Source organism: Proteus sp. G2300, from assembly GCF_009915965.1.
Lineage (GTDB): Bacteria > Pseudomonadota > Gammaproteobacteria > Enterobacterales > Enterobacteriaceae > Proteus > Proteus vulgaris.
On sequence record NZ_JAABNK010000023.1, the window covers coordinates 585,471 to 598,214 of the forward strand.

At 37.0% G+C, this 12,744-nt stretch carries 11 protein-coding genes and 2 pseudogenes; 4 read left to right on the forward strand and 9 right to left on the reverse strand.

The annotated features are described in order from the left end of the window. Positions 1-144 precede the first annotated feature (144 nt). The 3 genes and pseudogenes from fliZ to GWI97_RS18555 all read right to left on the reverse strand — a co-directional run. The gene (gene fliZ / locus GWI97_RS14225; RefSeq protein ID WP_036935937.1) at positions 145-675 is read right to left on the reverse strand and encodes a flagella biosynthesis regulatory protein FliZ; all 531 of its coding nucleotides are present in this window, start codon (positions 673-675) and stop codon (positions 145-147) included. 58 nt (positions 676-733) lie between these two features. Next, positions 734-1,456, reverse strand: coding sequence for an RNA polymerase sigma factor FliA (locus GWI97_RS14230; RefSeq protein WP_036912728.1), 723 nt, complete (start codon positions 1,454-1,456; stop codon positions 734-736). Positions 1,457-1,898: 442 nt separating this feature from the next. After that, a pseudogene (locus GWI97_RS18555) lies at positions 1,899-2,654 on the reverse strand (flagellin); the annotation flags it as partial. Between the two features lie 246 nt (positions 2,655-2,900). Between GWI97_RS18555 and GWI97_RS14240 the strand changes: the two are divergent. From GWI97_RS14240 to GWI97_RS14250, 3 genes are read left to right on the forward strand one after another with little or no spacing between them, the layout of a single operon-like run. Further along, positions 2,901-3,203 carry a DNA polymerase III subunit theta gene (locus GWI97_RS14240; RefSeq protein ID WP_161752072.1) on the forward strand — a complete coding sequence of 101 codons (303 nt, stop codon included), beginning with the start codon at positions 2,901-2,903 and terminating at the stop codon, positions 3,201-3,203. A 30-nt stretch (positions 3,204-3,233) separates the two neighbouring features. Further along, complete coding sequence (locus tag GWI97_RS14245) at positions 3,234-4,703, forward strand: MBOAT family O-acyltransferase (protein WP_161752073.1); 1,470 nt, start codon at positions 3,234-3,236, stop codon at positions 4,701-4,703. Between the two features lie 7 nt (positions 4,704-4,710). Beyond that, positions 4,711-5,739, forward strand: a complete 1,029-nt coding sequence (locus GWI97_RS14250) for a hypothetical protein (RefSeq protein ID WP_161752074.1) — start codon at positions 4,711-4,713, stop codon at positions 5,737-5,739. A gap of 28 nt (positions 5,740-5,767) precedes the next feature. Here GWI97_RS14250 and GWI97_RS14255 read toward each other — a convergent pair whose 3' ends face one another. The 5 genes from GWI97_RS14255 to GWI97_RS14275 are packed head-to-tail and all read right to left on the reverse strand — an operon-like array spanning position 5,768 to position 11,565. Beyond that, complete coding sequence (locus GWI97_RS14255; RefSeq protein ID WP_161752075.1) at positions 5,768-7,717, reverse strand: hypothetical protein; 1,950 nt, start codon at positions 7,715-7,717, stop codon at positions 5,768-5,770. 57 nt (positions 7,718-7,774) lie between these two features. Further along, on the reverse strand, positions 7,775-10,243 hold the full coding sequence (locus GWI97_RS14260) for a host specificity factor TipJ family phage tail protein (RefSeq protein WP_161752076.1): 2,469 nt from the start codon (positions 10,241-10,243) through the stop codon (positions 7,775-7,777). Next, entirely contained in the window at positions 10,230-10,622 is a 393-nt protein-coding gene (locus GWI97_RS14265) for an NlpC/P60 family protein (protein WP_161752077.1), read from the reverse strand. Before GWI97_RS14265 ends, GWI97_RS14260 begins: the two co-directional genes overlap by 14 nt. Further along, a complete protein-coding gene (locus GWI97_RS14270; protein WP_161752078.1) occupies positions 10,619-11,089 on the reverse strand; it encodes a DUF1833 family protein in 471 nt (156 codons plus the stop codon). The genes GWI97_RS14265 and GWI97_RS14270 overlap by 4 nt, the downstream gene beginning before the upstream one ends. Beyond that, positions 11,089-11,565: a hypothetical protein gene (locus tag GWI97_RS14275; RefSeq protein ID WP_161752079.1), complete on the reverse strand. Its 477-nt coding sequence runs from the start codon at positions 11,563-11,565 to the stop codon at positions 11,089-11,091. Before GWI97_RS14275 ends, GWI97_RS14270 begins: the two co-directional genes overlap by 1 nt. A 93-nt stretch (positions 11,566-11,658) precedes the next feature. Between GWI97_RS14275 and GWI97_RS14280 the strand changes: the two genes are divergently transcribed. Further along, the gene (locus tag GWI97_RS14280) at positions 11,659-12,159 is read left to right on the forward strand and encodes a hypothetical protein (RefSeq protein ID WP_124724712.1); all 501 of its coding nucleotides are present in this window, start codon (positions 11,659-11,661) and stop codon (positions 12,157-12,159) included. A 128-nt stretch (positions 12,160-12,287) separates the two neighbouring features. Here the strand turns inward: GWI97_RS14280 and GWI97_RS14285 are convergent. Next, positions 12,288-12,744, reverse strand: a pseudogene (locus GWI97_RS14285) (tape measure protein); the annotation flags it as partial.

Consider the following 12,744-nt stretch of genomic DNA (forward strand, 5'->3'; position numbering starts at 1 on the left):
TCAACACAATATTGTATTTAATACATCGATAAAAAATAGAAAAAACAAAGATGAAGCAAGAAAAAACAGAAAGGATGTTGAATTAAGTCAAAAGAAAAAAGGAGTAGGCTAAGCTACTCCTTTTAAGGTCTCTCTTGAACGCAATTAGTGACTACTACTGATCGATGATGGCTCTTGACACCAGTCGAGATATTGCTCGTACTTACGTAGTGCAATATTGTAGTTACTAAATGCAGAGGGAGTGAGCTTTTTACTCAGGTCTGACTGAATTTTCTCCGTCGTAAACTCTTGACGAGGAAAATTAGTTGAAGTCAGTAATTCATCGAGCCGACGTAAACGAACCACATACTCACGAACAGTACTGTGGCTCATCTCCGTTTGTTCAAACAAATACTGCTTAAAAGACATAATGTCAAAGTAGTCAGTTTCACTATTACAGTAAATCTCACTACAAAAACGGCATAGCGCAGAGAACTTCTCTTGTAACGTTTCCCACGTTTCATCATCAATTAAATCCGTCATTTCAGAAATGGCTTCTTTATTGATAACTTGGCGATTGAATACGAGAGAGATCCGATCAAGCGCCTTGTGGCAATGTAAACAATGAGTCTGGCTGTGTTTATAGTCTTTAATGTAACGGCTTAGCGGCCGTTTCTTTTGTGTTGAAACAGACATAAGAGATAAAGCCCTGTGTTGTAGTCTTAATAAACAAAAACAAAAATAAGCAAAACTTCTATTTCTCTGGGTTTAAGCGTGCTCGCAACCTTTTTATGGCCTGGCTGTGTAGCTGGCTCACGCGGGATTCCCCGACATTAAGCACTGCGCCTATTTCTTTCAAATTAAGTTCTTCCTGATAATACAGGGTAAGAACCATTTTTTCCCTTTCGGGAAGCAATTCTATCGCGTCTATGACTCTTTGGCGAATATCACTTTCTAATAACATCTGTAGCGGATTGTCATCATGATCTTCGTCTTGAGACGGCTCACAGCTTTCACCGTAAATTTCATGCCATTCGTCATAAGAGAACAATTGGCTGTTATTCGTATCCAATAGGATCTGCCGGTATTCTGCTAACTCAATCTGCAAATGATCAGCAACTTCCTGTTCTAATGGTGGTCGTCCTAGATCCTGCTCAAGTTGATGAATAGAATGAGTCACTTCTCTTGCATTGCGACGCACACTGCGTGGCGCCCAATCTCGACTGCGTAGCTCATCTAACATAGAGCCACGGATACGTTGAACAGCATAAGTGGTAAAGGCAGCGCCTTGCATTGAGTCATAACGCTCAACGGCGTTTAATAACCCAATTCCACCCGCTTGCAAAAGATCATCCAATTCAACACTCGCAGGTAACTTGACCTGTAATCGTAATGCTTCATGGCGAACCAACGGGACATATCGCTCCCAGAGGCTATTTTTGTCCATCACGCCTTCGGCGGTATACAAATCACTCACAACAAAAGACACCTTTGGATAAAAGACCGGAAACCATTATCTGGCGAAATAAATTTAGCAATCGGCTGAACAGTGAAGCAAAAGCGCCTCTTTTTCACCTATGCCAAATTTTTAGCAATAATCGGGTTTTCATTGATAAATTAATTTGTCATTGCATTACGAGAACTACTTTACCTTAAAACATCCACTGCTAATCCTTGGAAAAACCGTTAATTAAATTGATAATTTATCTCATTAAAAGAAATTGATGCATTGAATGTGCATTCTGTTCATAAAAAAATAACATATAAATCATAGTATTTTATTTTGTGGGATTTTAGCGTCTAATTCATGAGTTGGAATACTCATAAATGATTAATTAAAAAAACGATTGTTTTGATGATAAAACACCCACTACAGAATAATGTAATGGGTGTCATTTGAGGATTATTTAAGATTGAAATTAACGAAGCAGTGATAATACGTTTTGAGGCATTTGGTTTGCTTGCGCTAATACAGAAGTGCCTGCTTGTTGCAGTATTTGACCTTTACTCATATTAGACACTTCTGTCGCATAATCGGCATCTTCTATACGGCTACGTGATGCGGTCAGATTATTAACAGTGTTGCCTAAATTAGCAATGGTAGAATCTAAACGGTTTTGCACAGCACCCATGGCACTGCGTAAGCTATCAACTTGAGATAATGCTTTATCTAGTGTTGATAATGGTTGTTCATTAACTATATCTAAACCTGCTACCGCTGTTGTAGTAACATCCACTGTTGCTTTATCGCCTGTGGCACCTGAGGTTACCATTGCATTGAAGTAACCTTCAACGCCTTTTGTATCTACAGTTTGTACGATAAGTTTTGATTTATCGTCTTTACCATCGGCACCTTTTACATAATAAATATTATAGCTTTTAATTGTACCTTGTGTAACTTTGTCATCTAGCGCTTGAGTATTAAGCTGTTGCATTTCTTTAGGTAGTGTTGTACCCCCTGTTGGAGTCACTTCCACGTTGGTTGCTTTAGAACCAATTTTGCTTTTTACTGATAAATCCAATTTATCAATACCTAATGTAGTCGCATCCATTTTTTTCAGAGCAACACTGATTTGTTCTTTATCATGCGCACCCACTTGTAAATTTAATGTACTGTCTTCGCTTAACACTTTTACGCCATTAAATTGTGTTTGTTCTGAGATACGATTAATTTCTGCGGTACGTTGATTCACTTCTTCCTGAATAGATTTAATGTCGGATGATGTGAAAATATTGATTAACGCTATTTAGCCTACAAAGCCACTATCCATGCCAGCCAGCAAATTTTTGCTTTGCAGAATTTAATCATTTTTACCATCATTTCACATATATTGTGTCACAATCTCGACACAGTATGTCACACCTCCTCATTTTTAATTCCACACCCTGCTATACTCTCCAAAAAACTAACCGGATCCATTATGAACCTCGCAAACCTAACTCAAGAAGAAAAAGACAAAATCAATGTCGATTTAGCCGCTTCAGGTGTCGCATATAAAGAACGACTCAATATACCAGTTGTTGCGTACGAAGTTGAACGACAACAACCAGCACATTTGATAGCGTTTCACGTGCGATGCAAGAGGCCCAAGTTTTATATAAATTGCTATTGCGACACATTGACCATGAAGTGCGTATATTTTTATGTAATTAACGAAAAAATCAAACAGATGCAGATGTTAAAATCTTTTTTATTTGTTACACTAGTAAGAATTTTACCTTAAAATGCATCATTACAACTATACGAGATATATATGTTATTTAACTCATTCGCATATATTGTTTTTTTTCTTCCAATAATAGCTCTCCTGTATAATGTAATAAAAAAAATAAATATTTCATCATCTAAGGTGTTAATGATACTTTCTTCATTGTATTTTTATACCTACTTGACAGATAAATATGTGGTGCTTTTAATCGCATCATGCGCTATTACATATTCTTTTTCAGTTTGTATTTCAAAAAATATAAATAGAAAATTATCGTTACTCATTGGTATCGTAATTAATGTATTTATACTTGCATACTTTAAATATATCTCATTTTTCATAAGTGCATTTGAATTACATAGCTATCAATATCTAAGTTCATGGGGATTGCCTCTAGCAATTAGCTTTTTTACATTCCAGCAAATATCTTTCTTAGTTGATAAGTATAACGGTAAAATACAGCATGAGAGTATTTTAGATTATCTATTTTATATTACCTTTTTCCCTAAATTAATATCTGGCCCAATCACTAGGTTTAATGATTTATATCCACAAACTAATGAAAAAAGGGTTGTTAAGTCATTTGAGTTTTTAGCCGGCCTTTCAATTATATCGATTGGTCTATTTAAAAAAGTGGTTTTGTCATCATTCTTTGCTGGTTATGCGGATTCTGGCTATGCCTCAACTCATTCCCTGACATTCTTTGATGCCTGGGGTACTAGTCTTGCTTACACAATGCAAATATATTTCGATTTTTCTGGATACTCAGATGTAGCAATCGGTTCAGCTCTGTTGCTTGGTTTAAGGCTTCCTATAAACTTTAACTCTCCGTATAAGGCTCTAAATATACGAGATTTTTGGGACAGATGGCACATATCACTATCCACATGGCTAAGAGATTATATATACATCCCTCTAGGTGGAGGGCGTGTTGGAGAGGTAAGAGCATATCTTAATGTTATGGCTACTTTTATTGTCAGCGGTATATGGCATGGAGTTGGAGTAAACTTTCTCATGTGGGGAATTATGCATGGTGTTGCAACATGTATAAGCAGAGCATGGACTAAAGCAGGGTTTGTTATGAACAAATATCTTGCATGGTTCATTACATTTAATTTCATTAATTTATCGTGGATTCCGTTTAGAGCAAATGATTTTGATCAGGTTAAACATGTCGTTACAGCTATGCTTGGTATGAATGGTATTAATTACTCAGCTGAGTTTATTAAAAATATTGTTTATTTTACTGGGTTATCTTGGCTACAACCGCTAGAACTTAGCGCATCAAAATCAATCGTAATCTCAGCAAGCATTATTCCAATGCTTGCCATATCGCTATTTATTGTATTTAAACTAAAGAACAGCAATGAGCTATCTAAATACTCGAACCATAGAGACACTAGTTATGATACAAGTTATGCAGTTGTTGTTTTATCCGCCATTGCATTATTTATATCAATAATATCTATGTTTGGTGGAACAACTGCGTCTAACTTTATATATGCGTCATTTTGAGGTTATCATGAACTTAAAAAAAATACTTGTATTCATCATGACACTCATTGCATTGATATCGTGCTATATTTTTATATACGAAAATCAATTTAATCGTAATGTTAAGGCTGAGTGGTGGATAAAAAATGTATATCAAAAAAAGATAAACATAGCAGATAACAATTCAAGCAAAAAAAGAATAATTATAATTAGTGGTTCAAACTCTCTTTTTGGGATAAACAGTGAAACTATCACTAGAATAACTGGTATAAAAACGATCAATCTAGCCATTCACGCAGGGTTGGATCTTTCTTTTTATAGAATGATGCTTGAAGAGGTATTAAAAGAAGGAGATATTGTTATTATGCCAATTGAGTATGACTATTACTCAAAGGAAAGTAAATATACAGACTGGTTTATTGATAATGTGCTGTCTTGGGGTGACATGTATTTCAAGTGGTTACCGCTTCAAGAAAAAATAGACTTCATGGCTCACACTGATTATAGAAGGGTTTTTAATGCTGTTCTTTCTGGCCGGCAATTAAATAAAACTGATCCAATTAATAAGGTAAATAATTTTGCTGGAGATGAAACTGGTGATGTCAGGGGGTATACGTATCTTGCATTAAATAAAGATGGTGATATTAACAGAAACCCATATCAAAATGATTACGTTAAAAATTTATCTGAACAAAGCGATGCGTTTTATAACATACTTTCTTATTCTAAAGATAAAAAATATATCACTAACCTCACACTTAATGAGCTTAACGAGATACGAATATTAGTTGCTTCTAGAGGTAGTTCTTTATATATCACATGGCCTGCTGCGATGGGCTCTAAATTCTTTAATAAAAGTGATGAAAAATCAATAGAATTTTCTAAAACTATAAATAATAAATTAGTTGAAAATGGCTTCATGGTAATATGTGACCCATTCTATGGAATAATGAACACATCTCGTTTTACAGATACACCATATCACCCAGATGTCATTGGAGCTAATTACAGAAGTAAACTCCTTGGAGAGTGCATAAAAAACAACATTAACTTGTAATAATATAAGGCCCATAAAGGGCCTTTATTTACTCTGCCGTTATATATCTAATAATTGGACTTCCTGATGTCCCGACAACCCTTATTCCTGTTGATGTAAATACAAACTGCAAAATAGAATTACCATTAGATATCGCTAATGATACATTATTATCAATAAGAAAATTAATATTACCATGATTATAAGTAGTTATAGCACAAGGGTTTGATGGAGATGAGTTGGTGCATGCTATTGATATACTAGTATATGTGTGATTATCAAAATTAACAACATCCCCAACGTTAGCTATTAAAGCTCCAGTATATAATAATTCCGATTTTGTTCTAGTGCTTAAATTCCGTAATAATATCGATGTAACACCACTATATACACTAAAATTAGTAACATAAGGAATCCCATCAGAATTGGATTGACTAACCTCTCCTGAAATCCTGTTTGCATTAGCCCTATAGATTCTAATATTACCACTAGAAATACCCAACTGAGATGTAATCGCTCCCCAGCTTGTTCGATCTAAAGCGCACTCTAAAATAGAATTATCTAACATCCTATTTGCTAATGTCCCAATCGCATCGCCAGATGATAGCAAATCAGCATTAGATACATTAAGATCTGAGAATGAACTATAGGTCAGCGCCCTTATATACGAACTTCCACCAATCCCTTGTCTTACAGAAACACCACTTAACTTATCTGAAGATTCTAGGATGTTTGCAAAACCATTTATATAGCATAATACTTTTATCCTTCCATTTAATGCTGAAAGACCTTGCGCCTCATATTTATAACCCGAACTCCCATCCTCTTTAAATCGGGACGCAAATGATAGTGCAGAATATTGTGCACCTGATAATATTTGTCCGTTTAAACTTGCCGCATATATGCTTGTAACTGCTTTATTTGATGTTTCAGTACCAAGATATGCCCCGCCAGTATAAAAATACAAAATACCTTGATGATAATCAATGGCCTGTATAAAACCCTCTCTAACTGGTTCCCTAGGCATAGGAATTATAGCAATCAATGTCATATTACTTATACTGTAAACTCTTATTTGCTCAAACCTACCATCTTGATTCGGTTGCTGATTGAATCTATCTATTTGATATAGCTTATCATGCCCATCGTAACAAAATCCGTATGTTGTGGACATTTTTACATCATCAATAAAACTCATAGCAGAGCTTGATCCAGTCGTAAAATTATACTTTGTCAGAGAATCTGAGTATGAATATGCACCGGTTGATACTGGGGTAACGTATATAACTTCATTGTCATTAAGAACAGCTATATTATGAAGATCACCGTATTGAATATCCCCAGAATCAGTTGATTCCCCAGTTGCCTTGTCTATCCTCTTGATATGACTCTTTTGCGGAGATGTAGATCTGTCAGTATAAATAATAAACCAATAATTATCTGATTCAGCTAAACCCTGAGGATAATCTTCACCATCTATAGGTTCTGAATAAGCCTTTTTAAAATATGTTGGCATTTCAAATATATATTTATTATTTAACGCATCAAGTTCATCCTGAACTGTACTACCATACTTTGTTCCAACAGTGTCAGCCCCATCAGTTGACTCAAGTAGTCTCCTGAGCGAGGCATCACCAATACTTAACCAAGCATTAACTCCAATACCACCAGAACTATCAGGAGTTGAATCAATAGGAACTACTTTTGGCAAATCGCCATCCCAACGGTAATACTCCCCTGTTACCTCATCGCGTAAAACTTGATTTGGCAGTGTTATTTCAGCCCCTTTCTGGAACGAGTCTAAGGTGATATATCCAAATTGAGATATTGCTTGTTGAGCAATCCAGCGCAACCCTTCGATTGTAAAATGCTCTTGCCCAAATCTATCAATATATTTGTTTTTCATTGACGTAACGAACTCGTCAATTTTACCTGAGTTAAATTTCAGGTCTCGCGGTGCTTCACTTGGAACTGGGTTTTGTGTTGGAATTGTAGACATAATTTTTCCCAATAAAAAAGCCAGCACTTAGGCTGGCTATGATTGAAATGAATTTAATTAAACGTTGTAATCTTTCTTTGCAGAAAAATACTCACTTGCTGTAATGCTGAAAGTTCCATCTGCATTAGGTTTTTTGTCGCTTACAATCCACCTCATTGAGTCCATTTCAATGATATTGGATATAACGTAACGTGACGGGGATTGAATATTCATGCCGTCATAGATGTTTAACTGGATGTTAGGTATATCAGCGATAAATCCGTAAGTTGTATCGCTTCTTGGCGTGGCTTTAAATCTTTCTGTCGTATTACCTAAATGATCAGTGATACAAACGAACATTTCACCATCAAAGACAACTTTTTCATTTGTTGAAAATTGATTTCCGATCCTCTCAACTATATAACCCGCCTGTTGATTCTTATCGTATGTGTCAGCAACAATAATTAAGTCACCCGGATAAACATAATCACCATCTGCGAGAGTTTGCACACTGATGCTCATACGCTGATGTATTAACCTATCCATTTCCAATAACGCCCTATCTGTCGCTTGATATTCATTGCGACAACCATGAATGGTTATTTTGTTAGGGTTTTTAGCGGGTTTGTTAACTATCTTGTTATCTTCAATACGATATTTAAGGTAGGTCTTTTTGTTGGTTTTAGGGTTTACATATTCAATTTCAACACCATCATTACCGCTCGGCATTGTCATATCATAAGAAAGAGAAAATCCATTTCCTGTCGTGTTAGCTCTATTGAAGGTGCCAGATGGATATTTCTTTTCCTCCTCACGAGTAAATGTAAGAACGCCGTTATCCCAAAATGAAATAACACGAGCAACATTGCATATTGTTTCTATACGCTGACCCAGAGATACATCTTCATCATCAAACGTGTAATCAAAATACCCTAATCGCTTATCTGGAAGTGATTCATAGATTGAATACAAACCATATAAATCTATGGTGCTTTCTGGTTGCCCTGCAGTAACTAACCAAGTGTGAGCGACAGCATCAGCAAATGATCGTGATGGTCTTAATGTATAATCAACGCTACGGCTATTCATGTCGTAGCTAATAACATGACGTGTAGCCAGTGCGTTGTATTTGCGTTCTCTTGCTCCTGTTGGTGCTTCTGTTGCCCTCACTGTTACTTTAACAAGCGTATCTTCTTCATGTACTTCGTTAATCCTCTCCCTAACAATAAAGACTTCCTCTAGCTTAAGGATGCTGTGATCATTACTGTTTTCTAATCGAGTTAATTGAAGTGCATACCTTCCATATCCAGCCAACGGCTTGAATTTTTCCGTCAGATAATATGTCTTTGTCTTTGGTGCAGATGGGAACCCTCTATTGAATGACTCTCTTGTTCCAGCTACTTCATTGTTATTCTCATCAACCTTCCAAAATTCAATTCTTGCATTAGCATAATCGCCATCACCAAGCTGAGCATTTAAATGTACCCATAACTCACCACCATCAAGCGGAGAAAAGAAAGGCCCTACTGTCAGGAATTGGTTGTCATAAAGAACAAACTTTGATGTGTTAACAATTGCATTAGGAGGAAGAGTCGTTAAATCACCGCCAGTTAAATTGGTAAAAAAGAATTCGTAGTAATATTTTGGTGAGATAATAGCGCCATCATCACTTTCTTTCGCATCGGATAAATAGGCATCAACTTTGATATCCTTTGTAACAGCCCCCTGCGGAGTATCATAAGTTACATTAACAACAAGGCTTACTGATCTAGGCTTTATGATATCCATAAAATATCGAAACTCATCTTGTTTCTCTATCTTTATGGCTGCCTCTCCACCTTTAATTTCACCAGAAATAACATTATTAGCAGTAGCCTCATATTGTGGAATTTCATCACTTTCATTCGGCCCAGGTATTTCTTGTCCGTCAACATCAGGGAACTCAAAACCCTCGAATATCTGTGGGATTACTTCACCCGGTTGGAATATCTGATAACTAGCACCATCAAGGGCGATTAATTCAGACTCTGAATATTTCACGTTCTCAATCGTGTAGTAACCGATGCCAAAGTTCATCCATTCAGTAACCATTTTTTTATTGTCGATGTATTCAAACATTGATTGCTGAATGAGATCTGGGAAGGCTCTCACTTGTCCGTGAATTTCAGGTCTAGCCTGATATGTTCTCGCTATATTAGTTTGACCTGTTAATCGATTATTAGGGCTTTCCTTTGCATTCACATCAGCGGCGCTAAATGATGGTGCCTTGGGAGCTAAGAATGAAAATATCTTGGAAACAAACTTAAATACTGGATTAAGAATATCGCCAATAACCCCTTTCGGTTGGTCAAATATTTGAATGTGATGAAATTCACTAATAATAAAGTCAAGGCTATCATCGTCGTTAAGCTTTACGCCGTTAACATAGATATCAACGTCATGATGAAAGTTTTGCCCATTTAACCAGTCAAAAAAAAGAGAGCCGGCTTTTATCTCGACTCTCTCTTTCGGCACTCCAGCGACACGCTGAATTTCAATTATTGGCATATTTCATAAACTCCAACTTAGTGAATTTTCTCTCGAGCACAATCAACCTATCCATTCTCACAGAGCCGTTTTCACCTCGACTATGTAATGCGTTACCATCGATAATCAAGCCAATGTGAGCGGGTTTTGAGCCTATATAACCTATAAATATTCCGTTATTTTCTGGTTGATTTACTTTCTCCCAAAACTCAACTTCATTTTTATAGCAAGTCACAAAATCAGTTTCCGACTCATAGCCTGCGTCATGGTGGATCTCAATACCTAGAGCGTGACGATAATAGAGAACGACGAGACCCCAACAATCCATAGCATCAAATGCACAAGACCTGTTTTTCCATGGTTTACCGATAGTTTTATCGATGAAATCCTGAGTTGTCATACAGCCTCCAAGCCAGGCCATTCTTGCGGTTCATAAATACGCCCGATGTTTTTATTCAATGGATTACTCATAGATAGCGTGACAGTGACACTTTCATGATCCATCGACACATCTTTCACAAATAATTTCCATCGAGTAATTGCTGTTCCTTTGTCTTTCTCATCAAATAAGCGATAAGTAGCCTCTATGGGTGTCATTCTATTGAATGATTTCCATAGTTTAAGTTTCTTCTTAAAGTCTTGTGCGACACGGCTGAATTTAACACTAGCGTCAATGATGGGCGTTCTGCTTTGCTGGCTGTCAGATAGTTCGAAATTACAAGGTTGATATTCAACACCACCTAGAACCTTTGGGAATACCTGATAAGACACGAGATAGATATCGCCAAATGACTGATGACTAAATTGCAGCGTCTCATAAAGTATTCTGTTTGGCCTTTGTGCCCGATACTCTCTTAGTGTAGGCATTACATCTCCTTATACTTTGGTAGAGTCTCAGTGACGATAATATCAAGCCAACTTCCAAATGATGGCGGAAACTCAACAATAATATCGTCGAATTCATCATCTGAATTATAAAGTTTCTTGCTAATAACCTGACCAGTCCATGTTACAGAAGAACCATTAATACTGGTTTGCACAGGGTAGGAAACAAAATGCAATTCCTGCTCCTGCAACCCACTACCACCAAGGTTAATTTTCATCCTAAACCAGCGATTGCAATTATCAAGATAGTTAGGACTTCGCAACCATTGGGCAAACGCTCGCTCCTGTTGAAGTGTAAATATCCAATTCACACTCCATACAGTTTTTAAGTCATCAGTGAGTTTTTGAAATATAGGTGCGCCTACCTGTGGCTGATCTGTCAAGAAGCCAGTATCTAGCGTCATGCTTTTATCTGCCTTCTGCGCCAGAGGAAGCCAGTCTGGATAATCTATTATCATTTACTTTTACCTTATAGCTGATCTTTTATCAGGTATTAACTTCCTTACATTCATATATTCTTATTATCCTAAAATTTAATTTAAGGATAATTTATGCAAAAGTTTAATCGTGAATTACAGAATCACATTCTTACCGTCTGCATTGCGTCATACCCACATCACACATCATGGAATCAGTATGACCCAGAATCATTTCCAGGATTAATGGATGACCATATACTTGCTGCCAATATTTATTACCTTAGTGAACGAGGTTTAATTTCCGTCTCTCCACAGCGCACAGATGATCCATACTCTCTTTTTGAAAATATTAGGGCTACTGCTGACGGTATAGATTTTATGATGGGTGATGAAGGGTTAAAGTCTGTGCTGGACATCAGAACAATTAAAATTCACTCTGATACAATGACTCAACTTATTGACATTATTTCTTCTTCAAATATTCCTGAAGAAGAGAAGCGTGGTATTTTATCAAAACTCCAAGAGCTTCCTGCAAGTGCCATAACACATTTGACGAATGAATTAACGGTGAAGGCCGCTCTTGCTCTGCCGGGCGCACTTCAACTAATTCAAAAGTATTTGCAGAATTTTTAGCCGAGGAGACTTTACTAAATCTCCCCCACCCGACGTGGCAACCAAGATATATCCAAAAATCTAGCTCAGTCTCCACGTCCATGAAAAAACCGTTTTGGTGGAACACCGCGTTTTTTATTTTCATGATATCAACCTCTTGCTCTAGCTGTTGCCGATGTGTTTCTTGTGATGGATTGAAGCATGGGGCCTTTGTTATCCATGTCCATAATGAATGCCTGAATGGTCATAGTGTTTCCATCTTGCGATGTCTGCGCATCAAACTTGTGGCCACCAGATGAATAGTCATTAAAGACAACATTCACATTCATACCGCCACCCTGCATATCTTTATTGGAAATAACCTTTCCATTGTCACCGGGGATCATGTATTGGCGACCGTTGTTAGCCTTGAATATCTCAGGCTTACCACCCTCACCAACTCGATACATTGAACCAGCGTCAACAGGACCACCATTTTTACGAGCACCTGCAATTGCACCAACACCAAGCACAGCGATTGCGGCTAAACCTATTTTCGCTGCCGTCCCCATTGACGCGATTGATGCCATAATTGCCGCAGGTGTCCAAGCGGCTGTTGTTGTGGCA